The organism is Salinivibrio siamensis (assembly GCF_001996005.1).
Lineage (GTDB): Bacteria > Pseudomonadota > Gammaproteobacteria > Enterobacterales > Vibrionaceae > Salinivibrio > Salinivibrio siamensis.
In genome coordinates this window covers 13,524-39,936 of the sequence record NZ_MUFB01000026.1, presented here as the reverse complement: position 1 = coordinate 39,936, position 26,413 = coordinate 13,524, and the positions used below count along the sequence as shown (strand labels likewise).

The following is a 26,413-nucleotide window of genomic DNA, read 5'->3' as shown; positions in this document are numbered from 1 at the left end:
CTCTCTACTCAGTATCCGCCTTTCAAACAGACATCGCCACTTTCAATTCGGATAGCGAAGAAGGGTAGCCTAGGTAATAACCTTGTGCATATTCGCACTCAAAGCTTTTCAACAATGCAAGCTGAGTGTCCGTTTCCACGCCTTCAGCCACCACGTTAATGTCAAGTCGTTTGGCAATATCAATAATACCTGCAGTGATCGCTTTGGCACGACTGTCGGTTTCCATCGATTGGATGAAACTGCGGTCAATCTTGATTTCATCGACGTTGATTCGGTTAAACATCCCTAAAGAGGTATATCCAACACCAAAATCATCAATGGAGAAGGCCACGCCATGGCGTTTGAGGGTATCAACCACTCGTGCGCACTCAAGAATATCATCAAGTGCCGCGGTTTCGGTTATTTCTAGGCACAGGTAACGCGCAAATTCTGGATTCAATTGCAAGTAGTCATCAATACGCCGGATCGCACTCTCACTATTAAACTCAACCGCAGAAATATTAACCGACACACGCTGAATGACAGTTCCCAACAGACCGCTATCATGTAACTGCTTGGCAGCTTTTTCGAGCACGAGCGCCGTTAGGTCTTCGCAAAACCCCTGCTCTTCGGCAAGCGTGATAAACGTACTCGGTGGCACCACACCATAGGTTTCATGGGTCCATCTCGCCAATACTTCTAAGCCGGTTAGCTCGCCTGATGCCAAGCGATATTGCGGCTGAAAGACAACCTCAATCTCTTTGTTATTGATTGCAATCCTGAGTGCGGAAACGAGCTGCCTACGCTTTTGAGCTTGCTCAGTTAAATGAATATCATGATACGTTATCGCCCCTTTGCGCTTTTTGGCGTCATTCAGGGCGCGCGTAGCCGCCGTCATCAAGGTGGCGGCATCGTCACCATCTGGCCCAAATAACGCCACCCCTATCGAGCAAGTGGCTTTTTGATCGTATCGTTGCAAATGACGATGACACTCACGGTGCAACCTATCAATATAAAGGGCCATATCGCTGGCACCGTCTAACGCTACAAGGCAGGCAAAGCGGTCTGCATGGACGCGCGACGTGAGTTTATCGAATAGCGTTGATACCTCAATGGCATGAGCCATGTCAGACAGCAGGTGATTAGTACGTTCAAACCCAAGTTTATTGGTGAGTGATGTGAACCCATCAATGTCGATAATCACCAAAACATACGAGGTTTGTTGCTCCCGTGGGGCAAGCAAGGTATCCACATGACGCATAAACACTGACGGGCTGTGCAACCCTGTGACACTATCAATGTCACTCGCTCGCTCTAACGCTAGGTTATTCCTTCTTGCCAAGTTCCAGAGCATAATCGATGTCACCACAACAAAGAGGTGCCCTTTGAATGCTTGTGCCAGCTCGTACAGCTCCAGGTTTGTTGTTAAGGCAGTCACCACGCGATCGGAGAATAAGATCCACAAAGTCGCAAAAAAGAAATAGATAAACGCCAGCTTCAGTGCGTAGTAGTTCGTTTTTTTCATTGTGGTTCCCGTGCGATGACGTCCATTCAACCTTTTTGCAACACCCTACCTCACGCCCACCGTGACGCAAAGTGAAGGAGGCGGCAATAAAACCGACCTCTTTCAATCCATTATTAAAAATGAGACAGCGCTTTTAAAGTGTGTAACTGCATATTAGGTCTAATGTTAGTTGTTCGCCAGAAAAAACGACAATAAACAACCTACTAATTGACAAACGCCTTCCATCTATATTAGCCATCTCATCAATGATTAGGCGTTAGACTACCTAGCATCAATCCAACACAGTCCGGTAAAGCGTCATACATTACCCCGCCGCGCCATCTGCGCGTGCTTGGCTCAGCATAGGGCCAAATCGCACCGCAAACCAGCCATAGCTGATCGTCCAAAGCAGTGCTGATGCGGCAACCAGCTCTAGGGTATACACCGGCCAAAACCACATGCCAAATACACGGACGAGGGCTGAAATGAGTAAGGCATAAAAGAGCCAAGAAACAGTGGGACCTTGATAGACATTGCGCCCAGTATGGCCGAGCGTGACTCGCACAATCATGGCCAAGACAACGCCACCGAGCGCACCTATCGCGAATAAGTGCCAGATAAGATTTGATGCCCAGGGGTTAATCACCAAGGCTTTTAATAACAAGCCAAGTGGTAAAAAGAGATAGAATACGTGCAACGAGAACAGCATAGGTACCTGGTACGCTCTCCAACCTTTCCAGCGGTAAAGCCGAACACATTGCGCAATACCCGCTGTAAGCAGCAACCCACGCGCGACCATGTTATCAGTACCGGACACCAAAGTGACGCCAATCAGTAGCACAAACAGAGCAATAATCGCTCGCTCTAGCCACACAGGTGGGCTGGACACCTGTATACCCAACTTCTTCTCCGTGAAAAACGGGATCACGCGGCCACCCATGACGCTAATAAGCAGCATGAACCACAACAAGGTACTGTGCCAAACTTGATTAATAGGTAGTGAGACTTCCCCTAGCATTACGCCGTAAGACAATGCGTTAAGCAAAACCGCCACCGCTAAAATAGGAATAAATAGATAATTGCGCTGACGCTTAGTCACTACCACGCGATAACCCAACGACCATGCCACGCAGGCCATAAACAGGGTATCAAGTACAAGGCTCGACCAAATTGGGACATCCACCCAGAAGCTCAACCGCGCCAACAGCCATAATGAAAAAATGGCGAAAAGCTTCAACCCTCGGGTACCTGGCACACCCGTCCAGTTTTGCACCGCCGTCATTAAGAACCCACCGACAATGGCCATCGAAAACCCAAACAGCATCTCGTGGGCATGCCACCAAAGGGAGGGAACGGTCAGTGAAACCATTCCAGGATGCGTGTAAAGCCCACTCCATATAATAATAACCAGACATGAGTAAAGAGCACCAAAGAGGAAGAAGGGCCGAAAGCCCAATCGGAGCAACGGTGGGATCTTATCTTCTTTTTGTTTGTCGGTGACATTCAGTAGCATGGTAAAGCACTCCATAGGAGAATTTCGATGATGTCACCCTAGCACACACGAAAACACTGCCTTTGATATTAAACAAACCCAAACCACTTTAATGTGCTACAAAAAATAGGGTTATTATATCTATTGAGTAACCGATTTCCGTCTTGTCGTGTCACTCGGTCAAGGCCGTCAATAGAAGAAGAAACCCAAACCACTGAATAGAACCACACTACTGAAAATTAATTACAACATTGTCATTTAACACAGATATTAATTAAACATTGATCACAAATAAAACACGAACTATGCTCTAAATATACCAATATGTAATTTAGTTACACATAAGGAGCGTGCTATGTTATCTGCAATTAAGGAACTTTTTACCCCTCATAAAGATTATGCGGGTCGACATATTGATGCGGTTATTGACCGTTTGGCCGCACAAACAAGGACAGAGCCCCATGTTTGGTCTTACCTTCGAGAGCAAGCTGTTTATGAAAACACCCTCAATGGCATGCGTGTATATCCTCATGAGCTCAGAAAGTACGCGGCCTAGAACACCAGCAGATTTTGCGTCGTGCTACTGTAAGGTTCGTGCTAGACTCCACGCCATTCAGTGTGTCTGAGCGGGAACGCGGACACACGCTTCTTGTTTGTTGAGTCTGTTATGCCATTTAAAAAACTGGGTTTAAGCGACCCTCTTTGCCAAGCCATTGTCCAACGCGGCTTTACCACGCCAACATCGATCCAAACGAAAGCCATTCCGCTTATCCAGCAAGGGCATGATCTGATTGCCGCGGCACAAACGGGCACGGGGAAAACCTCGAGTTTTATCTGGCCTATCATCGATAAATTATCTGCCGGTGAAGCTGGGCGCAAAAAACGTGCTCGCGCACTCGTCATCGCTCCCACTCGTGAGCTCGCCCTGCAAGTGGCAAAGAGCGCACGTCAAGACAGCCAGTTTACTGAGCTAAAAACCTTAGCGATGGTTGGCGGCATGGACGAGCAGGCACAAAAGCAAGCCTTGATCGACGGCGTCGACATTTTGGTCGCCACCCCGGGACGACTACGCGATTTACTCAGCCAACGTGCCGTCTATCTAGATGAAGTGGAAGTGCTGGTTCTCGACGAAGCAGATCGCATGCTCGATATGGGCTTTATTGATGCGATTCAACATATTCTAGACCGATTGCCGACAAGCACGCAGTGCTTACTGTTTTCGGCCACGCTCTCTAATAAAGTGCGCGATCTGGCCAAAGCGACCATTGGCGATGAAGGCAAAGAAATCAGCATTGCCGCACGAGATGCCTCGAAAGACAACATCACCCAATGGTGCATTCCAATCGATAAAGATAAGAAATCCGCCCTACTGAGTCACTTAATCAAAGAAAATGGCTGGGAGCAGGCACTGGTTTTTATCGAAACCAAGCACGGTGCCGCCAAGCTCGCCACTCAGTTGGAAAAACGGGGCATTGCCGCTGAAGCTTTTCACAGTGGACGCAGCCAAGCCGTGCGGACCCAACTGCTGGAAAACTTTAAAAACGGTGACATCCAATTTTTAATTGCCACCGGTGTCGCTGCACGCGGCATTGATATTGAGTCGCTCGAACGCGTGGTCAATTACGATCTGCCCTTCCCGGCCGACGAGTACGTCCACCGAATTGGCCGTACCGGTCGCGCCAGTGCTCAAGGCGAAGCGATTTCATTGGTCTCAAAAGATAACACCAAAAACTTGCGCATGATTGAAGCACGTCTCGGGCATCCACTTGAACGTCGCATCATCGAAGGCTTTGAGCCTAAAAAGCCGGTGCCGCTGACTGCACCCAAGTGATAATGTACAAACAATGATCGCGACAAAAAACGGCGAGCCTGGTGCTCGCCGTTTTTGTTTGCTTTATGCCTGAGTCAGTGTTTGCCACAGCGCCTGCCATGCGTCTGGGCGGCGATAGTATTGGCTCACTGTTATGGCTTGCCATTGGCCGTTTTGCTCCACCAGCATGGATGGAAAACCGCGTAAGCCATGCGCTACCATCAATTGACGGGTTTGATTCACCGCGGGCATCACGTCATTTTCGGCGCGATTCATCGCCTGTTGCCAAGCCCCTGCCTCTATCCCCATCTCACTGGCAAGCTCTGCGAGCGTGTCAGCTTCATAGACGGAGCGACCTTGCTGATAATGGCCACGCTGGATGCGTTTCAGCATCTCTGCCCCCTGACCATCAAGCTGCTGAGCAGCGAGGATGGCTTGCGCGGTAATAAAGGAGTCCAAAATTACCGGCTGGTCGCTTGCCACACGGTCAAGATAGGCTTGACCAAATGTCTGTCCGGTTTGATCGGCAATGGTCTGATCTGCCGCCAAGATGTGTTGACGAAAACTGTCTTCAATCGGCGCACGCTCACGCATGCCACCTGGATGAAGCTGCAAGTTAACCTCAGGGATGTTGCTCAGGCTTTCAATCAAAGTGGCGGCGCCAAAGCACCAGCCACACATTGGGTCAAAAATATAGTGGACGTTTACCATTCCATCTCTCCCATATGTACTTTGGCACCAATTTCCAAAGCCATCGGCAAACCCGCTTTCGGATATTTCGCTTGCATGGTTTTAATCAGCTCAGCACTGTCTTTGCTGTTTGCTTTCGCCTCGGCAAAGTCTTGCAAATACTGCTGGGCAAAGGTAATGGTGTCAGCGTTCAGTGCCGTGCCCGCGGTCATGTGTCCTGGGATCACCACGTTAGGCTTCAGTGCTGCCATTTCTGCTAATTGTGCAGCCCAACCTTCACGTGCTTGATCAGATTGTGCGTCAGCCATCCAAAGGTGAACATTGCCATACACAGCGACGTTACCCAGGATCGCCTTGTTGGCTGGGATCCAAAGATACGGACGATGCGCCAACTCGCCTTTCGCGCCGCGAATTTCAATTTTACGACCGTCCAGTGTCAATGATGTACGGGTATAAGCAGCAGGTACTACGGGATTTTGCGGGGCATTGTCACCCATTTTTGGGCCCCAAAATGCCATTTTTCCATCCAGTTTTTCTGCAATCGTGGCGCGTACTGCCGGTGTGGTGATCACGTTTGCATCAGGGAACATACCGTGCAGCACTTCCGCACCAAAATAGTAATCTGGGTCTGCTTGGCTAATAAAGATAGTGGTCAGCGCTTTCCCAGAGTCCAGCACCTTAGCAGCAATACGTAGCGCGTCTGCTTTAGTAAAGCCAGTGTCTACCACCATGGCTTCGGTTTCGCCATACACTAAGGTTGAGTTTACGTGGAAGCTATTACCATCCGCGTTATATACGTCCAAGTTCAAGGGTTCAGCATTATTTGCTGCCATTGCGCTGCCGGTCAGTAATAAAGAGGCGGCTAGGGTTTTTATCAATTTCATCGTCGTGCTCCGTTGTTTGCATTCGGTGTTGAGATGCTGTGCAGTTTACGGGCTCGACTTGTTCGGATATATAGCTAATAATTTGCATCATTGTTTCATATTTCGATCATATTGATGCTTCGTCGCCATTCATCACACGATCGATATTGTTTATAGCCAACCTCGGAGCACACTCATGGATAAACTTACTGCGGCAAGAGTCATGGTGGATGTCGCCCTAACGCAAAGTTTTACCGCCACTGCCGAGCGTCTCGAGATGTCGCGCCCCATGGTGACTCGCCATGTCGAAGCACTGGAAGACTGGTTAGGCGTGCGCTTATTGCAGCGCACCACGCGCAAGGTTTCGTTAACCTCCGCTGGCGAGCAAAGCTTGCCGCAACTGGAACAATGGGTTGAGCAAGCCAATACCCTGACACAGCAATGGCAACAAGACGCGGGCTTGACTGGCAAAGTGCGGGTGGCCACCAGTATGTCGTTTGGTTTTGCGCAACTGATCCCCGCGGTAAAGCCTTTTATGGCCGCTCACCCCGGGGTCGATGTAGATATTGAAGTGCAAGATAAGGCGGTCGATTTGATTGCAGATCGGATTGATATAGCCATCCGCATTGCATCCAACCCCGACCCTTCCCTTATTGGTCGTCCGATCGCCGCGTGTGATTCCGTCTTGGTGGCGGCACCGGATTATTTAGCCGCCCATGCACCAATCCGCTCACCGGAAGATCTCACCGCGCATAGCTGTCTCAGTTACAAGCAGTTTGATCGACCGATTTGGCATTTAGACAAAGGTGAGGAACACGCCGCGGTTGAAGTGCAAGGTAAGCTCTCAGCTAACGAGGCGACTACTCTACTCAGTGCTGCCATTCAGGGCATGGGCGTGAGCATGCAACCGGTGTATCTGGCTCATAGTGCCATTGCGCGGGGTCAGTTGGAGGTCGTACTTCCCGATTGGCAACCCAAGGCAATGGATATCTACGCCTTGTATCCGTCACGTCGCAACCAGCCACCAGCGGTGCGTGCGCTGCTGGATGCGCTGATTGCCCACTTCGCCAATCGCCAGTGGGCACCGGTTGCTATTTAGTCAGCAGAAAAAATTGAGTAAGGAGAGCTATTTAGTAAGAGAAAAAGCGCGCAGGCTTAATCAGACGATTTTGCTCGCGCAGCATGATAACGCTGGGCTTTAACCAGCCATTTATCAAGCTGATTGGCAAAGGCTTGTTTTTGCTGCGGACCAAGCGGAGCAGGCCCACCTGTGTGCACACCGCTACTGCGCATGGTTTCCATAAAATCACGGATATTAAGCCGGGCGCGGATGTTTTCTTTGGTCAGCAATTCGCCGCGGGTGTTAATCACCGTCACGCCCTTTTCAATCACTTCATCCGCCAGCGGAATGTCTTGGGTGATCACCAAATCGCCCGCCTCTGCCTCGGCAACAATTTGGTTGTCCGCCACATCAAAGCCCTTCTCGACCTGACGTGCGCTGGCATAGGGCGACGGTGGCAAGCGAATAAACTGGTTGGCAATAAAGGTGGCTTGAATGTGCGTTCGGTGTGCCGCGCGCACTATCATCTCGCGCATCGCGACCGGACAAGCGTCCGCGTCTACCCATATTTGCATGCTGGTTCTCTTAGCGTTAGCGTCAATGCCTGCATTAAACCCCAATTCACCGCAAATTGAAACGTTACCCCTGCGTCGTATCCGCATTTAGTACTGGCTTTACATCGCTTGGCTGCTCAGGCGCGCAGATATTAGGCTGTGTTGGCCGCCCGCTCTTAAACTGCGCTAGCCAAGACGTTAAGCATGGCATCACGCCATCTGCAAATGCTGCATCGCCTTGCCACCAAATTCGGGCCAGAGTTAACCAGCGGTGACGCTCACTGTGTGCATTGGCGATGTTGTCGGTGCGCAGTAGGCTGTGGTCGGCCTTTTCAAACACACGCACGTGATAAAACGGCAGCGGCGCGTTAGCAAGCAGCTGGTGATACGTAGAAGCGGTTTTATCTGAGTCGACATAAGCATCCCGCGCACCAAACAACGCTAACGTGGGCACGTCGAGATCGATTAAATCAGCAGTCACATCCGAGGCCCAATTACGTTGTACAAATTGCCAAAAAGCCTCGCTCATGGGGGCGTTGTCATCTTGTTTTACGTGGTTGAGGTACTGTTGATACGACGCGCCGGATTGGATCAAGGCATCCACTGTCGCCTCGGCAGCTTGCTCTTCCGCAATAGCGGATTCACTGTATCCGGCGGCTAATCGCCGTTGACGTCCAGAATACTCGGATTGCGCCATCCAGTTGACTGCTCCACCGACACTGATCAGAAACTCGATGTTTTTGACTTGGTGCGCCACCTTAGGGATCACCCAACCAGCTTGACTAAAGCCCATCAACCCCAGCTTGCCATCCTTTAGCCACAAGGTTTGGCGCAAATAGCGAATCGCCGCCGCGACTTCATCGGCCCGATCTTGCATCGATTGCGACCGCCAATCCCCGCTCGACTCTCCCACTCCCGGCTTATCCCAAGACAACGCACACCACCCATTCGCCGCTAATACTCGCCAAAGTGGGAGGTAATAACCAAACGCATCGGTCGGCACGTCACCAGAACCATGCACAAACACCACACACTGATTCGGCGCCTCAGTACCTTCAGGTAAAATTAACTCACCCGTGAGCTGATTATCGCCTACGTTAAAGTGAATGGATTGACGCGTCAGCCCCGCGTTTGGGTCATCCATGACTATCAACACAAACGCGCCTATCAGCATCAGCGCTATCAAACCTCGCTTTAGCCACTTCATCACCTTTTCCTTCCACCCCATTATCACTAAAAGGTGTATAAATAGCCGGTATTGAACGACCAAAGATCGTCTCTATCAACAATCGGGCTGTATGATACTTCATCGCCATAGTGGCGATAGCTCACCCCCAACAACAGATGATGCGCGCGGCCAAGCCTGTAATAGAGGTTGAGGTCGGATTGGAATTTGCAGGTTTGATCAGGTTGATAAGTGGGTCGGCCAGCTTTGGCATCCTGGGCTGACACGCCGACATAATAACGACTCACCGCGCGACCCACACAAGTCAGTGACACTTGAGGATCAAGCACCCACTGGCCTTGTTCCATCGGCGCGCCATACCGGCCCACCACCGCGCCACTGTTATGATTATCCGAGATATCATGATGGTAGCCGAGCTCAAAATAGCCCACCGACGTTATCCAGCCGGTGGTTAGATTAGCGGTATACACCGTATCGAGACTTTTCATATCTTTGAGGGTTTTGCTGTCACCGCGGGCGTGATCGCCAAACACATCGTCGCCCACACCCGCCGACACATACCAGCTGTCGCCCTCGGCGAGATACACACCTAGGGTATCGTTGCGATAAAAAATCCCCTCCCATTGCGCCTCAACCACCAGCTCAATGTCTTGGTCATCTTCACCATCTTTATAAATCGACGGCTCCGTATAGCCGACCAGGCCGACGGTCAGATAATTATCCGCGGACATACTGTCGGTTTGAGCATGCCCGGCCAAGGGCACCAAAGTCAAAAATAAACAGATAGGTGTGACAAATGGCTTCACCGGCGATTCTCCATAATGRCGAAAGAGTAACTGAGAGTTCGCTCTTATCTTGAAACAACCGGTATTAAGAAAACGTTAAGACTCTCCCGTCATTTTGTGCGCGGCTTCCCAATTGATAACCGCCCTCGCCATCTGAGCGTCGTACTGAAATTCAAAATGCCAGTTAAGCTGTCCGGCAATGCGCTCAACAAGCTGCAGGCCTAGACCAAATCCCAGCTGTTTCTCGTCCACGTCTGAATCAATAGGGTTGGCAATCGAAAACTGCCCGTTGGTGATCTTAATCTCAATCGCGCCAGGCGCACTGTAGGTGAGCGCATTGCGAATCAGGTTGGTACTCGCAATACGAAACAATTCCCTCTCGATAGAAATAGGATCACTGTGATCATCGATATGTACAGTCACTGACTTATGCGCAGCAAGATACGCCAGCTCATCCACGAGGGTTGCGCAGAGCGAGCCAAGATCGACCTTTGATTGACGAGCTTTATCCGGATGTTGCCTTGCCAGCCAAAGCAGTGATTCAGACAGCGCCATCATATTGGCGTTGGCACGCGAGGCGCGCTGCAAGGCCGGATAACTGGCATCCTTGTCATCGATGCGCAGTGACAAAGTATCCAAGGATGCCTGCATAATCGCCAAGGGCGTGCGCAGTTCATGGCTGGCATGCTTTAAGAACTGCTGCTCCCGTTGGTTATGCTCACGCACCTGTTGCAGCGAGGCCATCAAGTGGTCGGCAATTTGGTTAACTTCACGTACCGAAAAGCGCACATCGATGGCTTGGTCAGGGTGTGTTTTTACCCGCGCCGACCATGCCACCAACTCTTTGAGTGGCTTCAATGCATTGTTAAACAACAGCCCAATCACGGTGACAAGCACCAGCATAAAAGCGGCAATTAACACGCTGGCATCGGCCAAAGAACGCTCGACAATCATGGCAGCTAATGCCTCGATTTTTTCTGCCGCTTCAAACTCGACCAGGTATAGCCCTTGCGATAGGTGCTGATCGGAGTACAACAAGTAGCCATACTCACGCGTTCCACTGTCATTAATGCGCTGAATTTCAATTGGATCATCGGGCTGTATCGGCTCTGAGGAAAACAAATCACGCACCGATGTCGGGATAGCCTGCCAATCTCGATACGCACTAACAGTGTTGCTTTGGGGCAATGGATAGTTAGGATCGGCGGCCAGCTTCTGCTCTAGCTTGATAGCATCGAGCCGCATGTAGTTTTTGCCTGCCTGACTGATTTGATAAAAGCTAAACACAGTGACAAGTGCCAACAACCCGATAAAGATGGCCACCGCCATGAACACAAGCTGGCGGCGCGATTGCGCGGCGAGGCTTCGAACAGGGCTTTGGCTCATACCGGCGCGGCCTCAGAAAGGGACAAACCAATACCGACATGGGTATGGATCAGCGTTTTAGCAAAGGGTTTATCAACCACTTTTCGCAAATGGTGAAGGTGCACGTTAATGGTTCCTTGGCGCACATCATCGCTGGCCCAAATCGCCTCCTCAATATCGCTTTTGGACACCACAGTGGGTGAGCGGCGCGCGAGTAGCAACAGAATGTTCCAACCGATAGGGGTCAACTTAAGCGGCGTATCACCGCGCGACGCGATATGCTCTTTGGGGTAAATCGTCAGATCAGCAATGGTAATACACTCTCGTACCGGTTGATGACGTCGATGCAAGGCCTGTAAACGTGCGAGCAACAAAGGCATGGTGCAAGGTTTGACCACATAATCATCCACGCCGGCGCGAAAGCCCTCAAGCTGGTCGGCGTCCGCGCCGCACGCGGTCAGCATTAACACCGGGGTATCAATCCCCTGCTCACGCAGCTCACGACAAACCGCCATCCCTTGAACGTTGGGCAGCATATTGTCGAGTATCACACAATCAAACGTCTGCTGGCTGGCAAGCTGGATCCCCGTTTCGCCGTTATAGGCAAAATCACAGTCGATATTATGCAGCTCTAAATATTCTGACATCGCTAAGCTGAGATCGTGGTCATCTTCAATGATGAGTATTTTCATGCGGCATGCTCTTCTATCCGTGTCGTTTTTAATCTACACGAATCCATTGGATAAAATACACCCCACTCTATTGATCTCGTCCGATACAAAAAAAGCGCCCGCAGGCGCTTTCATCGAGAGACTATCATATGACTTACTTTAGCAATGCCAACACCGCATTGACGCAAGCTTCGGATGACACCGGATTTTGCCCTGTCACTAAATTGCCATCAGTAACCACATACGAGGTAAAGTCATCCGCTTTCTCATAAAGACCGCCGTTTTCTTTGAGCATATCCTCAACTAAAAACGGCACCACCTCAGTCAAGCCAACGGCGGCTTCTTCGCCATTGGTAAAACCAGTGACCCGTTTCCCTTTCACTAGTGGCTCGTCGCGATCTGAACGCGTATGGCGGAACACTGCCGGGCCGTGGCATACCGCACCAACGGGTTTGCCCTGATAATAGAAGGTCTCAATCAGCTGACGAGATGTCGGGTCTTCCGCCAAGTCCCACAATGGACCGTGTCCACCGGGATAGAAAATCGCGTCATACTCATACGCATTCACATCGCTCAGCTTGACGGTGTTATTAACCATATCTTGCAACTCCGCATCGCCATCAAACCGGCGTGTGGATTCCGATTGCGCATCTTCCGCTTCGCTGTTTGGATCAATCGGTGCTGCGCCACCTTCCGGGCTGGCAACTACAATGCTCGCTCCAGCATCTTTAAACGCGTAATAAGGGGTGGTGAACTCTTCAAGCCAAAAGCCTGTCTTGTGTCCCGTGTCGCCCATGGCATCGTGAGATGTCAGCACCATCAAAATTTTGTGTTGTTGCATCATCGCTCCTTATTGTCACGCGTTTGGGTAGTATTTGCTTGGTTTTCATTGAGTAGACTAACAAGACATGAATGTTAACGTAAAAGGTGGTCGCTTAGATCACTCTCATCAGTTGACGGTTTTTTTACGTTTATTGTCTAACTCTGACCTAATGCTAGCGCAATAATGACACCTAAGCGCAGCAAACGCCTATCATGAAGTCATTCATCGCTGGTCCCCAGCAACGATTTAGCCTTTAAACATTGATTAAACGAGGTAAACATGAAAAAAACCTATTTACTTGCACCACTGGCACTGGTTGTCGCACTGGTTGGCTGTGAACAGCAAACCAACGAACCACAAGAGGCGCAATCGCAAGTCGAATCTAGCTTAGACGACGCCCAAAATGCAGTGAAAGAAGGCACAGAGCAAGCGATGGATAGTGCAGACAACGCCATCGATAGCGCAGAAAACACCGTTTCTGAAATGGTTGATCATCATAATGCAAAAACATCACTAGACTGGAACGGTACGTATCAAGGTGTGGTGCCCTGCGCCGACTGTGAAGGTATTGATACCACACTAACACTGAACCCAGACAACACGTATTCACTCACCAAAACCTATCTGGGCAAAGAGGGAGAAGCTCTTAAAGAATCAGGCACCTTCAAGTGGGATGAAACAGGCAGTGTCGTCATCCTTGAAGGGCTGACTGACAGCCCTAACCACTTCTTTGTGGCGGAAAACCAGGTGATCATGCAAGACATGAATGGCGAAACCATCGAAGGCGACCTTGCTGAGATGTATCACCTGAAAAAGCAGTAATCTACCAATATAATCTTACTTGATAAGAGCCTAGCGCTTGCCCCATAAACCAGCACTAGGCTCTTTTCGCGTATTTCGTATCCCCTTCCCACGCTTTCCCGCTTCACGCCAACACTTGCCTGTCTGCACAGATTGGCAGTTTAGTGACAAATTTGTTGCTAATAAAACTTGACGGGTTTTCACTCCATGGTTTAACACTTAACTAGAGGCGAAACAAAATCTTATCCGGTGAGCGAGCCACATGGCCGCATGAACGATGAGCCACAGCAGACAGTAGAGTCGCCTAGACAGGACCGCGCAACACCAGCGCTTCCTCCGTTTGTTCGATAACAAGACCGAAAGACGGCACCTTTCTGTACCGGTAATCATACTTGATCCAAGTTTGATTACCGGTCAGTAGTACGTTTATAAGCACCACAGTCGTGGTATTGAACAGGAGTCACGCGTATGAGCGACGTTGTATTGAAGTTCTCTTACGAAGAATACAGCGCCCGTTTAGCCAAGGTTCGCTATGCCATGGAAGAACAAGAGATCGACACCTTGTTAGTGCACGATCCATCTAACATGGCGTGGCTAACCGGTTACGATGGCTGGTCTTTCTATGTGCCTCAGTGCGTAGTGATTGGCGCAACGGGTGACCCTTTGTGGTTCGGACGTGTCCAGGACGCCAACGGTGCGCTGCGTACTGTCTATATGAGTGCTGAGTGCATCACCTACTACCCTGACCATTACGTGATGAATCCGCCCCTGCACCCCATGGAATACTTGGCAAACTATGTGCTGGCAGAACGTTATTGGGATCGTGGCCGCATCGGCGTCGAGAAAGACAACTACTATTTCAGCGCCACGGCGTTTGAATCGCTCAAAGAACATCTGCCAATGGCGACCCTCGTCGATACTACCGGACTGGTTAATTGGTGCCGCGCGGTCAAGTCTGATCAAGAGCTCACCTACATGCATACAGCTGCGCGTATCGTGGAGAATATGCACCGTGTCGCCTTTGAAATGATCGAGCCCGGCTTACCCAAGCATTTACTGGTTGCAGAGATTAATAAACACGCGGTGGTCGGTCATGACGGTCACTTTGGGGATTATGCCGCTATCGTGCCGATGTTGCCCTCAGGAGGTGATGCTGCTGCGCCTCACTTAACGTGGGACGATCGCCCATTTAAACGGGGAGAAGGGACCTTCTTCGAAATCGCTGGGGTGCATCGTCGCTATCACTGCCCACTCTCTCGTACCATTTTCTTAGGAGAGCCGGGTTATGAGTTCCTCCGTGCTGACGAGGCGCTACAGGCCGGACTAGAAGCCGGTCTCGCGGTCGCCAAGCCCGGCAACACATGCGGAGACATTGCCAACGCCCTCAATGATGCCTTGTTGCGCTATGGATTTGATCGGGAAGGCGCGCGCTGTGGCTATCCGATAGGGTTAAGCTACCCACCCGATTGGGGCGAGCGCACCATGAGCTTGCGACCCAGTGATCAAACCCTATTGCGCGAGGGGATGACGTTTCATTTCATGCCAGGGCTTTGGATGAAAGACTGGGGCATGGAAACCACAGAAAGCATTGTGATCACCCGCGATGGTGCACAAACCTTGTGCGACCTACCGCGCCAGTTGTTTGTCAAACATTAGCTTGGTACATCGCGTCAGATACGGGCACCATACTTGTGCCCTTTTCTGTTCAGCCTCGTTACTATTTTTAGCTACACTCATAACGTGATGATTTAAAAATTAAACTTTACCCGTTTCCGCCGGATTGAGCGTCACAACAGATCACAAGGAGAGGTTATGGAACCCACCGCAATTGAAGCCACCGTCGATTTTCATGCCGATGGTGTACAGCATGGCTTTCTTAAACTGCCTCACTCACACGACCAATCCGCATGGGGCTGTGTCACCATTCCGATCACTGTGGTTAAAAACGGCGAGGGGAAAACGGCCCTGCTGACGGGCGGCAACCATGGGGATGAATACGAGGGCATCACAGCGTTACTCAATAGCTGTCATCAACTGATGCCAAAAGACATCAAAGGCCGTGTGATCATCTTACCAATGATGAACGCGCCCGCGGTGACCGCAGGCACACGCACTTCCCCTTGGGATCAAGGCAACATGAACCGCGCTTTTCCTGGTTCACCAACCGGCAGTGTTACCGAACAAATTGCCGATTACTTCACCCGATATTTAATCCCACAGTGCGATACCGCTTTAGACATTCACTCAGGCGGTAAAACCTTAGATCTTATTCCCTATGCGGCGTCCCACCGCTTAGAGAATCTTCAGCAAGCCGACGCCTGTGCCGAAGGTGCTCGCCTGTTTGGTGCCCCCTATCAAGTGCAAACCACTGAAATGGATGCCACCAGCATGTACGACACGGCGGTAGAGCAACAAGGTAAGATTTTTGTCACCACAGAGCTCGGTGGCGGTGGCACCAGCACACCTGACTCTATCGCCATTACTCAGCGCGGTATTCACAACTTTTTAGTGTTTTCGGGCATTCTACAAGACGATTATCGCCATCCACCGGCCGCGCCCGTCAAGCTCGAGCTACCCGACAAACACTGCTATGTGCAAAGTGAACACGCAGGGATTATTGAGTTCTCTGTGCACTTAGGCGATACCATCAAACAGGGTGATTTAATTGGCAAAGTGCATAATATTGAGCGTACAGGGACTGAACCCATCCCCTACTATGCCGAGCGCGACGGTATTTTACTGGCCAAACGTCACCTCGGACGGATTTATATCGGCGATACCTTTGCGGTGATTGCCGAACCTGTTTAGCGGAGGGGCCATGAAGCTGGATAAATTTGATATCAAAATCTTGCAGATCTTGCAGCAAGATGGCCGTATTACCAAATCTAACCTCGCACAGGCGATCAACCTGTCTGTAAGCCCCTGCTGGGAGCGGGTAAAACGGCTCGAGCAAGCAGGTATCATCGAGGGCTATGGCGCACGTATCAATCCAGATGCGGTGGTAAAACTTAACACTGTGCTGGTCGAGATCACCCTTGGCCAGCATGATGTTGACAGCTTTCAACGTTTCGAACGTGCCATGCAGCACTGCGACGATGTCAAAGAGTGTTGGGCGACGGGCGGTGGGATAGACTATATCGTTCGTCTTGGTGTCACTGATATCGACTATTATCAGCGTCTGATTGATAGCTGGTTGACCGATGACCTTGGCATCAAACAGTACTACACCTATATCGTCACCAAACAGGTGAAGCGACCAGCCCTCACCTTACCACTTGAAACACCAGATGTTGCTGCCAATGGCTAATCATTGCTTGTCCTTGTTTGCTAGTACTCAATGACATTGACGCATGACCCATTAACTTTTTAGCAACATATCTCTTCCTGTTACATCACGGCATGATTTGTCCAACATTACATACAAACAAATTCACCTATCAATAAAACCTTCACTAGCYTCTATCACTGTGACGTTTGCACATTGACACTCACGGAAGATAGAGGAAATCATGAAACGACCGTTCTTAGTTTGTACAACTCTCGCAGCAATAACACTTTGTTCATCATCGGCACTGGCGAGCATGGGTGACACCCCGCTCAGCCCAATCCAAATCGCCAGTCAGTTTGCACTGGATGCCGACCTTACACCACCGCCAAATTTCCAGGCATTTTCACTCACAAGCCCTTACCAAAATACCATCACGGTACATCAGGCTGACGCGGCTTTTATTAAGGTGCATTTTTCACAATTTTCTTTACCAGAAGGGGCCTATGTCACGGTGAGCAGTGAAGATGGTCAAGAGCAATATCGTTACACCATGCAAGCCAATGGTCAGCGAACCTTCAACGCAGAAAACGGCGAAGACGGTGTGAATCAGTTTTCTGCCATGTCAGTGCATGGCGACACCGCAAGAGTTACGCTCACCCTCCCCGCTGGCACACAATGGCAATCAAAACATGCCTTGCGTATCGATACCTATAAAGCGGGCGATCCCAGTGATGAAATCATCGCCGAGCAAGAGGTAGGTCAACTCTCAACCTGTGGTATCAATGAGCGCAAAGACGTCGCTTGCTGGCAGGACAGTCACCCAGAAGAATATGAGCGCAGTCGCCCAGTGGCGCGCTTATTAATGAATGGTAGTGGCTTATGCACCGGCTGGCGTGTAGGGCCAGACAATCACATGTTCACCAACAATCACTGTGTCGAAAGCCAGACCGAGCTTGCTAATACCGAAGTGTGGTTTAATTATCAGCGCCCCACCTGTGGCAGGGGTCAAATTACTGATGTGGTAAAAGTCACTGGCGCGCAACTACTCAACACCGATTACACCCTCGATTACACCCTATTTAGCGTAAACAACTTCGCCAAAGTGGCGCAGTTCGGTTATATGGGACTTGATGTGCGCCAACCTCAACGTGGCGAAACCATTTTTATTCCGCAACACGGCGCAGGTAACCCGAAAGAACTCTCGATTGAAAGCGACCAAAACAGTGGTGGAATATGCCAGATTGACGTCGCCATCACGAATGGTCGAGGCAGCAACACGGATACAGGCTATTTTTGTGATACCACCGGCGGCTCATCGGGCTCACCCGTACTCGCAAAAGACAGCCACAATGTGATAGCGCTTCACCACTTTGGCGGCTGTGAAAACCAAGGGGTACGCATTGACAAGATTTGGCCACAAGTGGCCGGTGAGTTTGAGAATGTCCCTCCGCAAGGCGATCATCAATCGGGAGGCGCGCCGAATGCCGTCTTTACAGGCCATTGCACAGCACTGAGCTGTGAGTTTGACGCCAATGGCGCCAATGACAGCGATGGCAGCATCGTCAGTTATCAATGGGACTTTGGTGATGGCTATCAAGCGACTGGCGTGACAGCGTCACATAAGTATGGCAGCGCTGGCACCTATTCCGTGACACTGACCGTCACCGATGACCAAGGGCTGACTGACTCGGTAAACAAAGCCTTTACCGTGGGTAGTGTTAACGACTTTCCACGCACCGAGCTAAGCGGCCAACGCAGCAGCTGGCAATACTTCGCTTATACTGCGCCACAAACAGGTAGCGCCACCGTGCGCATGTATGGCGGCACGGGAGATGCCGACTTGTATGTACAAAAAGGCACCAAACCAGACCAAAACCAGTACCAATGTCGTCCGTACACCAGTGGCAACAGTGAGAGCTGTCGGGTGGATGTCAACGCCGGCGACGAGGTGTTTATTGGTATTCGTGGCTATCGCGCGTTCAGTGGTGTCACACTGGATGTTAGCCAATAATAGCGGCAAGGCGCACGGTATTTTCGTGCGCCTGATTCATTGCTTAACCGCTTACCTCTCATGGTTTTATCACGCCAATCCGACCTTTTTATCGACACCAGAAAATTTTCTTCTGTCATTGTGCGGTTTCAGAAAAAATTTCGTTAATCCCCCTTCTTAACAAAAAACCTCTTTTTTGCTCATTGCATACAGTAACAGTAGGCAAACGCTGATAGGCAGCGTGGCGATTTTGAATCAGGAGGGAGTATGACCGTATTCCAATCACGCGATCTTAACTACACTGGCAGCGCAGCCAATGCATTGCGTCATGATGTAGCCGGCAAAGCCAGTTCAGACGTTCTCGCGTACCTGGACGATCAGCGTCTATTTCGCCAACTTGCCTATGCCAATGGTAAATGGGTTAATGGCGATTCAGATACACCCGTGCTCAACCCGGCAACGGGCGAAGTGCTCGGCTACACCGCATCACTCAATGCTGCGCAAATCAATCAAACCATTGATGACGCCGAGACCGCTTTCCACCTGTGGCGTGCCGAGTCCGCCGAAACGCGCGCCAAGCTATTGATGAAATGGCACGACTCAATCATGGAAAACCAACACGACCTTGCTCACCTGATGGTGCTCGAGCAGGGCAAAACGTTGCGCGACGCCGAGGGTGAAGTCGCGTACGGCGCCTCGTTCATTCAATGGTTTGCCGAAGAAGCGAAACGCGTGTATGGCGACACCATGCCTAGCCACATTCCCAACGCCCACCTGGCGACACTACGTGAGCCCATTGGGGTAGCTGCCTTAATCACCCCATGGAATTTCCCTAACGCGATGATCACCCGTAAGGCAGCAGCAGCGCTCGCGATTGGCTGTAGTGTGATCGTCAAGCCCGCAGAAGAAACGCCCTTTTCTGCGCTGGCGTTGGCGGAGCTCGCTGAACGTGCCGGGATCCCTGCAGGGGTGTTTAACGTGATTATGGGTGACGCGCCCATGGTCTCGACCCAGCTTTGTCAAAGCGACAAAGTCAAAGCGCTGAGTTTCACAGGCTCAACGCGTGTGGGACGGTTACTACTCGAGCAAAGTGCCCAAACCGTGAAAAAGTGCGCCATGGAGCTTGGCGGCAATGCGCCCTTTATTGTCTTGCCTGATATGGATATTCAACAAGCGGCGCGCGCGGCCATCGATGCCAAGTTTCAAACATCGGGACAAGATTGCTTGGCCGCCAACAAAATTTTAGTCCCGCGCGACAAACATCAAGCCTTTGTCGATGCCTTCGCCGCGTTAATGGATGAACTTGAAGTGGGTAATGGTTTGCTGCCCAGCACAGATATCGGCCCATTGATTTCGTCTCGTGCCGTGGATAAAGCCCAAGCCATTGTCGATGACGCCATTGCCAAAGGCGCGACCGTGATGGGCGGAAAACTCAACCCCAACCTAGGCGAAAACTTCTTTGCCCCTACGCTAATCACCAAGGTGACGCCCGATATGCTGGTGTATCAAGAAGAGAATTTTTGTCCTGTGGCGGGCGTGATTGCCTACGACAATCTGGATGAGGCAATTGCCATGGGTAACGATACTGAGTACGGACTCTCGGCGTATGTCTATGGCAATGATATTCGAGATATTTGGCGCTGTCTGCGCGGCCTTGAGGTCGGCATGGTCAGTGTCAACTCAGTGAAAATGACCGGTCACCCTATTCCATTTGGTGGCGTCAAACAGTCGGGCTTGGGCCGTGAAGGAAGCCGCTATGGCATCGACGAATTTAGTGAAATCAAATACTACTGTTTAGGTGGCTTACCCACGGTGAGCGGCAGCTAATTCAGGTTTGCTGACGGATAAGGAGACTGATCATGCGTCCAGAAACAAAAGCCTTGTTGGAAAAAGACAGAAACACCGTATTCCATGCTTCAACCCACTTGAAGCAGTATGCGCACGGCGAAATGCCAGGCCGAGTGATTGAGACAGGCAAAGGTATTCGCATCACCGATTCCGAAGGGGTCGAGCTGATTGACGGCTTCGCTGGGCTCTACTGCGTCAATATCGGCTATGGTCGGGAAGAAATGGCCGACGCCATTTATGAGCAAGCGAAAAAGCTCGCGTACTATCACACCTATGTAGGCCACACCAACGAAGCGCTCGTGACCTTATCGGAGCGCCTAATCAAGATGGCGCCGGGCATGAGCAAAGTCTATTACGGCATGTCGGGCAGTGACGCCAATGAATCACAGCTTAAAATTGTTTGGTACTACAACAATGCGCGTGGTAAGCCTGAGAAAAAGAAAATCATCTCTCGGGATCGGGGTTATCACGGCTCCAGCGTGGCATCAGGGTCACTCACGGGGTTACCACTGTTCCATGCGCACTTTGATCTGCCCATCGAGCGCATCAAACATACCATGGCCCCCTACTATTATCGCCGTGAAGACAGCGGCATGACAGAGCCTGAGTTCGCGCAACACTGTGCCGATGAACTGGAGAAAATGATCCTCACGGAAGGACCCGACACGGTCGCAGCGATGATTGCCGAACCTGTACTCGGCACCGGTGGCATCGTACCGCCCCCCGAAGGTTACTGGGCGGCGATTCGCAAAGTACTGGATAAGTATGATGTCTTGTTGATCGCCGACGAAGTGGTATGTGGCTTTGGCCGTATCGGGAGTGATTTTGGCTCTATTTACTACGACATGAAGCCTGATCTGATTACCGTTGCCAAAGGATTAACCTCCGCCTATCAGCCACTGTCTGGGGTGATGATCGGTCACAAGGTATGGGATGTACTGGAAGACGGCACCGATGCGTGGGGCGCGATTGGCCATGGTTACACCTACTCTGGCCACCCACTGGGCGCGGCAGCCGCACTGTGTAACCTCGATATCATTGAGCGCGAGAATCTGACTCAGAACGCCGCGACCACGGGGGAATATTTGCAAATGAAGATGAAAGCCGCGTTTGCCAATCACCCACTGATTGGCGATAGCCGCGGAGTGGGTTTGCTCCATGCTCTCGAGTTTTCGCCTGATCGTGCCAACCGCAGCCACTTTGACCCCAGCCTTAAAGTGGGCCCACAAGTGGCTGCCGCCTGTATGGAGCAAGGTCTGATTGCGCGTGCGATGCCACATGGCGATATTCTTGGTTTTGCTCCACCCTTGGTGGTCACCCCCAACGAAGTGGATGAAATCGTCGCTAAAGCGCAAGTCGCCGTCGATAAGGTGATGGATAAACTCGTCACCAGTGGACAATGGCAACCCAAATAGCGCGATGATTCCTATCCAGTAAGCAAAAAAAAGCGCCGACAACTCGGCGCTTTTCTCATTAACAAACTCTGGTCTTACTAGCTGGCGGTCGCCGGCTGTAATGCTAAGTTCGCTTCTTTCTCTTGCTGCATCCGCATCACCGCAATCGGGCCGGTGATAAAGGTAAAGGCAATCAAGAAAGACACAGGCACGGCGGTGATCACGATAAACGACTGAAGCGCATTCAAGCCACCATCGCCAGCAAGCAGAAGTACACCGGCAACCACACCCATCACAATCGCCCAGAATAGACGATGACGGCGCGTTGGCTGGTTGTCACCTGACACGGCCATCGCAATCGAGTAAGCCATCGAGTCACCCGTGGTCGCCACGAAGGTGGTGGTCAGCAGCATAAAGGCTGGGATCAGAACCACGCTGTAAGGCAGCTGTGACAAGGACGCAATCAAGATAGCAGGCAAACCCGCATCCGCCATTGGGCCAGAAATGCTGCCAGGCGATTGCAACTCATAAAAGATACCCGTACCACCCAGTACYGAGAACCAGAAGTTAGTCGCAATCGGTGCACAGATAGCCACGGCGACGATCAGCTCACGAATCGAACGGCCTTTCGAGATACGAGCGATAAAGATCGCCATCATCGGCGCAAAGCCAATAAACCAACCCCAGAAGAACCAGGTCCACCATGCATTCCAGCTACCGTTATCGGTATTCAGTGCTAGCGTATGCATATTGTTGAGGTAGTAGCTAAAGCCTGAGCCAAACTGTTCGAAAATAAAGCCAGTTGGACCCAGCACAATCACCACGCCCAACAATACGGCTGCACCAATCACATTCATGCGGCTCAGCCATTGTAGGCCTTTATCCATCCCCGTAAATGCAGAGATCGAGTAAATCGCCACGACGGCAGCCAGAATCAGCATCTGCATTGGCATGGTGTTTTCGATACCCACAAAGCTTTCTAGGCTGTAGCCAAGCTGGGTGGCCAAAAAGCCAATCGGACCGATGGTACCGGCCGCCACGGCAATGATAGAGCAGGCATCAATCACAGAGCCTAACCAGTGGTTTTCCAGCTTGTCACCGAGTAGCGGATACAGCAACGCACGAGGGCGCAGGCGTACACCCGCTTGATGGTGGGCATACATCAGTACGATGGTTGCCAAGGTGCCTAATACTGCCCAGGCTAAAAAGCCCCAGTGGAAAAAGCTTTGGCTCAGGGCAGGGGCGACGGTTTCCATCACACCCGCTTCCATGTCACCCAACGCCGGCGGCGGCGTCATGAAGTGATAAATAGGTTCCGCGGCTGACCAGAAAACACCACCGCCCGCAAGCAGGGTGCACATGATCATCGCAACCCAACGGAAACGACTCATTGAGACAGTATCCGTGGCGCCAAGTTTTAATTTACCAAATTTACTGCCGCCAATAGCAAGCGCCAGTACAAAATTGATCACCATCAACCACTGCCACCAGTAACCAAAAAGGTTGGCAGACTCAGAAAATAGAGACTGGATAACAGAAGAGAAGTGTTTCAGGTCAAACAAGGCAAAGGCAAGGAAGACAGCAACAAAGCCGATAGTAAACACGGCTACGAGACGGTCATTATTTTGTGTAGATTTAAGCATTAGTTCGCTCACAAGGTGTGTGAGGGAGGGGACTCTATCAGTGTGGCGAATGAATGACCAGAACAAATTGTTACAGTCAAAGAAGGGAAAAACGTGACAAGCATCACCTATTCAGCCATGGCGGGGGCTGAATAGGAATATGACATTTTTGTTAAGTGGGCAAAATTTACCCAACACCGTGTCGTCACGCTGGTGTCTTCGGTTTCTCTGTCTTATTCGCCTTACCCGTTTCGAGCACTTTTTTATGCAGCACCACGGTGGCGCGATACAGTTTAGGGTGAACCTGTGACTCGCCTTTTTTTGCACGATTACACGCCGAAATCACTGCCGCCGTTATGCAAGCGGCCACTTTCAGCTGTCCAAGCTGATAGGCATAGTTAGCAACCTTTATTGCCATAAAAATCGATTGGTCGCTGTATTTGTAATTACGGGCGGCGAATTTCTCAAAGCGGAGAAAGTCTTTGTGATAACCCTTAAGAATGCGATCAACGTGGCGATCGTAATACTTTTTATACTTGGCGTAGCTCCCTTTGGGGTTGCTCGCCATAATGTCTCTCACCCAGACAAACGATTGCAGCTGTTCCTTTTCAAATAAGCCACTCAGCCAGGCAAACATATGACCTCCCTACTGCTAGCTTAGCGGCCTTATTCTACTCAATTTCCGTGACTAATCTATGAAAAGGCGAAAGTAACTCATTGACTGGCGGTTATTTAATCAGTGTTGGTCGCTAACTATTACGAGGCCCCAATGGACAACAGTGAGCGACCACAGAAAGATTAGGCTTGCGTGTTGATGTTAATGGTATAGGTGGCGTCCCCGACGGGGAGCATATGTAGGATCTGCTCGCCAAGCGCTGGATGGGTAAGCAGGTAATTGCCTTGCGGAAAGCGGGTGTCTTCCGGCCCTTTCAATACTAGGCTGAAGTTTTCTACCGCGTGCCCACCCACCTCATCACCGTGGCCAGGATGGGTGTCGACACGCGCCAGCGTCATTGCGTATTCCGTATCCGTTCCATCAATGAGCGTGATCGTTTCATTAATCAATTCATTGACATGCTGGAAAGATAGTACATTCATCGTCCCTCCCGCGCCCCTCTTTGGGTCAATGCGCTTGTTAAAGCTTTACTGATAAGATTAGATGAAAAATTCGACAATGCACAATAGCTTAGTGATTTTTTCAATCGCTTAGAACGACAAAAGGCAACCCATCGGTTGCCTAACTAACGCTTGATTACGCTGACCCAGCCGCTTTAACTGGGCGGGTCTTATTCGACTTTGTTTTGTAGTAATACCACAAACGTCTGCTTTTGTTGTTCATCGAACACCTCTCAATCAGATTAATGAACGATATTGATGTCAAGCGCCAAATGCGGCGCCAATTCATAGTCTTATATTATTTCGTTCCGGAAAGCAAATTCGATCACTGTCAAGCAGCGATAAGGCGAGAAAACAGCCAGCTCAAGGTGCTAAATACGTATTCAATATGTCAGGTAGGTCAGGCGCGAGGCCCACAAAAGAGAAAGCCGCTCTACTGAGCGGCTTCAAGATGCATTCCTTGTTGGTTGTTGGTCAATGAACATGTTTCTTACATTGCCCCGTGTGCTCACTACGTTGAGCGTCCTCACCGCATGGTCTTGTGTTAATTGCCTGGCTGGCGGCTAACAAGGTGTCGTCATGGGCGCCTGACATTAACGGGGACTTAACGCATTATGTGGCGCGTCACTGCGCGCTAATCATCTACCAAATTGTGTGTCAGCTCAGCTGACATTTTCAGTAAAGCACACTTTTGCCACTGTGCCATGGTGTGCCGTTCAAATTGTGAACAGAGTAATAAATCTGACACAAACTGGGATTTCGCACAGCATACCGGCCTGATTTATGCCACCGAACCACGCCAACATAAAAAATTCTCGCACCACTAGACGACCGGTCTAATTTTGATTATGCTACCCCACATGAAATCGAGCAGCACCCAAGAAACCAGCACTCACAACGCGACCCACCAACACTTGTTGGAAACGGGCGTGAGTGTGATGGCGCAATTTGGCTTCAGCGGCGTCGGCCTTAGCGCGATACTAAAACAAGCCGGCGTGCCCAAGGGGTCTTTTTACCACTACTTTGCGTCGAAAGAACAATTCGGCCAAGCCGTGTTAGACCACTACTTTGCTTGCTACATTGCCGACGTAAACCGCTTACTGTCAGATAGCACGCTCTCTCCCATTGCACGTGTACACAGCTACTTCAGTCGCTGGCAAGCACAATATTGTAGTTTGGATCCGGTGCAAACGTGTTTGGTCGTCAAGCTGAGTGCAGAAGTGGCTGATTTATCCGAGCCAATGCGGCTGGCACTGCGCGATGGCACCGATCAGCTGATTAGCTGCTTGGCGAGTACCCTCGCCCAAGATAGCGATGTGTTTGATGAAAAAACCGCGCTTACCACTGCCACGACCTTGTATCAGTTGTGGCTGGGCGCCAGCTTATTAACCAAACTGCATCGTAACGACAGTCATCTTGCACAAGCGATGACCATCACCGAAGAAAAGCTCGGGCTGATCGATTAACGACGCTTTGCTGTACCAAGCATCGCTTAAACAACAAATTAATCTCCGATGCGTGGCATTCGCGACGGCACTCGTTGTTAGCGCACAGCCACCATCTACTCRAAACCCGCTTTGGCGGGTTTTTAA

General features: G+C 50.7%; 24 protein-coding genes. 11 read left to right on the top strand and 13 right to left on the bottom strand.

Going from position 1 to position 26,413, the window contains the following annotated elements:
* Positions 1–22: 22 nt before the first annotated feature.
* Positions 23–1,504: a putative bifunctional diguanylate cyclase/phosphodiesterase gene (locus BZG73_RS12790; protein WP_077638288.1), complete on the bottom strand. Its 1,482-nt coding sequence runs from the start codon at positions 1,502–1,504 to the stop codon at positions 23–25.
* 304 nt (positions 1,505–1,808) lie between these two features.
* Positions 1,809–2,996: an NnrS family protein gene (locus BZG73_RS12785; protein WP_158075308.1), complete on the bottom strand. Its 1,188-nt coding sequence runs from the start codon at positions 2,994–2,996 to the stop codon at positions 1,809–1,811.
* 334 nt (positions 2,997–3,330) lie between these two features.
* Between BZG73_RS12785 and BZG73_RS12780 the strand changes: the two genes are divergently transcribed.
* Together BZG73_RS12780 and BZG73_RS12775 are read left to right on the top strand one after the other, a co-directional pair.
* Positions 3,331–3,531, top strand: a complete 201-nt coding sequence (locus BZG73_RS12780; RefSeq protein ID WP_077668492.1) for a hypothetical protein — start codon at positions 3,331–3,333, stop codon at positions 3,529–3,531.
* A gap of 111 nt (positions 3,532–3,642) precedes the next feature.
* The gene (locus tag BZG73_RS12775) at positions 3,643–4,806 is read left to right on the top strand and encodes a DEAD/DEAH box helicase (RefSeq protein ID WP_077668491.1); all 1,164 of its coding nucleotides are present in this window, start codon (positions 3,643–3,645) and stop codon (positions 4,804–4,806) included.
* Positions 4,807–4,869: 63 nt separating this feature from the next.
* Here the strand turns inward: BZG73_RS12775 and BZG73_RS12770 are convergent, their stop codons facing one another.
* Together BZG73_RS12770 and BZG73_RS12765 are read right to left on the bottom strand one after the other, a co-directional pair.
* Complete coding sequence (locus BZG73_RS12770) at positions 4,870–5,496, bottom strand: DsbA family protein (RefSeq protein WP_077668490.1); 627 nt, start codon at positions 5,494–5,496, stop codon at positions 4,870–4,872.
* The gene (locus BZG73_RS12765; RefSeq protein ID WP_077668489.1) at positions 5,490–6,359 is read right to left on the bottom strand and encodes an MBL fold metallo-hydrolase; all 870 of its coding nucleotides are present in this window, start codon (positions 6,357–6,359) and stop codon (positions 5,490–5,492) included. Before BZG73_RS12765 ends, BZG73_RS12770 begins: the two co-directional genes overlap by 7 nt.
* Before the next feature lie 175 nt (positions 6,360–6,534).
* Between BZG73_RS12765 and BZG73_RS12760 the strand changes: the two genes are divergently transcribed.
* Positions 6,535–7,437 carry a LysR family transcriptional regulator gene (locus BZG73_RS12760; RefSeq protein WP_077668488.1) on the top strand — a complete coding sequence of 301 codons (903 nt, stop codon included), beginning with the start codon at positions 6,535–6,537 and terminating at the stop codon, positions 7,435–7,437.
* 56 nt (positions 7,438–7,493) lie between these two features.
* Here BZG73_RS12760 and BZG73_RS12755 read toward each other — a convergent pair whose 3' ends face one another.
* The 6 genes from BZG73_RS12755 to BZG73_RS12730 all read right to left on the bottom strand — a co-directional run bounded on the left by BZG73_RS12755 (position 7,494) and on the right by BZG73_RS12730 (position 12,803).
* Positions 7,494–7,973, bottom strand: coding sequence for a YaiI/YqxD family protein (locus BZG73_RS12755; RefSeq protein WP_046075764.1), 480 nt, complete (start codon positions 7,971–7,973; stop codon positions 7,494–7,496).
* 64 nt (positions 7,974–8,037) lie between these two features.
* Entirely contained in the window at positions 8,038–9,159 is a 1,122-nt protein-coding gene (locus tag BZG73_RS12750) for an alpha/beta hydrolase family protein (protein WP_201247907.1), read from the bottom strand.
* Positions 9,160–9,185: 26 nt separating this feature from the next.
* Positions 9,186–9,944, bottom strand: coding sequence for a MipA/OmpV family protein (locus tag BZG73_RS12745; RefSeq protein WP_077668486.1), 759 nt, complete (start codon positions 9,942–9,944; stop codon positions 9,186–9,188).
* A gap of 75 nt (positions 9,945–10,019) precedes the next feature.
* Positions 10,020–11,309, bottom strand: a complete 1,290-nt coding sequence (locus tag BZG73_RS12740) for a sensor histidine kinase (protein WP_077668485.1) — start codon at positions 11,307–11,309, stop codon at positions 10,020–10,022.
* Complete coding sequence (locus BZG73_RS12735) at positions 11,306–11,980, bottom strand: response regulator transcription factor (protein WP_077578372.1); 675 nt, start codon at positions 11,978–11,980, stop codon at positions 11,306–11,308. Before BZG73_RS12735 ends, BZG73_RS12740 begins: the two co-directional genes overlap by 4 nt.
* Positions 11,981–12,113: 133 nt before the next feature.
* Positions 12,114–12,803, bottom strand: a complete 690-nt coding sequence (locus BZG73_RS12730) for a type 1 glutamine amidotransferase domain-containing protein (protein WP_443216293.1) — start codon at positions 12,801–12,803, stop codon at positions 12,114–12,116.
* 258 nt (positions 12,804–13,061) lie between these two features.
* Here BZG73_RS12730 and BZG73_RS12725 point away from each other — a divergent pair, with 258 nt between their 5' ends.
* From BZG73_RS12725 to BZG73_RS12695, 7 genes are all read left to right on the top strand, one after another.
* Entirely contained in the window at positions 13,062–13,604 is a 543-nt protein-coding gene (locus tag BZG73_RS12725) for a copper resistance protein NlpE (protein ID WP_077668484.1), read from the top strand.
* Positions 13,605–14,051: 447 nt separating this feature from the next.
* The gene (doeA, locus tag BZG73_RS12720) at positions 14,052–15,239 is read left to right on the top strand and encodes an ectoine hydrolase DoeA (RefSeq protein WP_046075758.1); all 1,188 of its coding nucleotides are present in this window, start codon (positions 14,052–14,054) and stop codon (positions 15,237–15,239) included.
* Positions 15,240–15,395: 156 nt separating this feature from the next.
* Positions 15,396–16,391 (top strand): N(2)-acetyl-L-2,4-diaminobutanoate deacetylase DoeB, encoded by a 996-nt coding sequence (gene doeB / locus BZG73_RS12715; RefSeq protein ID WP_077668483.1) that lies wholly within the window; start codon positions 15,396–15,398, stop codon positions 16,389–16,391.
* 10 nt (positions 16,392–16,401) lie between these two features.
* Complete coding sequence (locus BZG73_RS12710) at positions 16,402–16,890, top strand: Lrp/AsnC family transcriptional regulator (RefSeq protein ID WP_046075756.1); 489 nt, start codon at positions 16,402–16,404, stop codon at positions 16,888–16,890.
* Positions 16,891–17,092: 202 nt separating this feature from the next.
* Positions 17,093–18,862: a PKD domain-containing protein gene (locus BZG73_RS12705; RefSeq protein WP_077668482.1), complete on the top strand. Its 1,770-nt coding sequence runs from the start codon at positions 17,093–17,095 to the stop codon at positions 18,860–18,862.
* Between the two features lie 246 nt (positions 18,863–19,108).
* Entirely contained in the window at positions 19,109–20,668 is a 1,560-nt protein-coding gene (locus tag BZG73_RS12700; RefSeq protein ID WP_077668481.1) for an NAD-dependent succinate-semialdehyde dehydrogenase, read from the top strand.
* A 32-nt stretch (positions 20,669–20,700) separates the two neighbouring features.
* Positions 20,701–22,104 carry an aspartate aminotransferase family protein gene (locus BZG73_RS12695; RefSeq protein WP_077668480.1) on the top strand — a complete coding sequence of 468 codons (1,404 nt, stop codon included), beginning with the start codon at positions 20,701–20,703 and terminating at the stop codon, positions 22,102–22,104.
* Between the two features lie 77 nt (positions 22,105–22,181).
* On the opposite strand, the gene BZG73_RS12690 is transcribed toward BZG73_RS12695, so the two are convergent.
* From BZG73_RS12690 to BZG73_RS12680, 3 genes are all read right to left on the bottom strand, one after another.
* Positions 22,182–23,726 carry a BCCT family transporter gene (locus tag BZG73_RS12690; RefSeq protein WP_046075753.1) on the bottom strand — a complete coding sequence of 515 codons (1,545 nt, stop codon included), beginning with the start codon at positions 23,724–23,726 and terminating at the stop codon, positions 22,182–22,184.
* 184 nt (positions 23,727–23,910) lie between these two features.
* Positions 23,911–24,342: a hypothetical protein gene (locus BZG73_RS12685; protein ID WP_046075752.1), complete on the bottom strand. Its 432-nt coding sequence runs from the start codon at positions 24,340–24,342 to the stop codon at positions 23,911–23,913.
* 161 nt (positions 24,343–24,503) lie between these two features.
* A complete protein-coding gene (locus BZG73_RS12680) occupies positions 24,504–24,803 on the bottom strand; it encodes a DUF6916 family protein (RefSeq protein ID WP_077578378.1) in 300 nt (99 codons plus the stop codon).
* Positions 24,804–25,681: 878 nt separating this feature from the next.
* Here BZG73_RS12680 and BZG73_RS12675 point away from each other — a divergent pair.
* Positions 25,682–26,287, top strand: a complete 606-nt coding sequence (locus BZG73_RS12675) for a TetR/AcrR family transcriptional regulator (protein ID WP_101494513.1) — start codon at positions 25,682–25,684, stop codon at positions 26,285–26,287.
* The last annotated feature ends 126 nt before the right edge of the window (positions 26,288–26,413 follow it).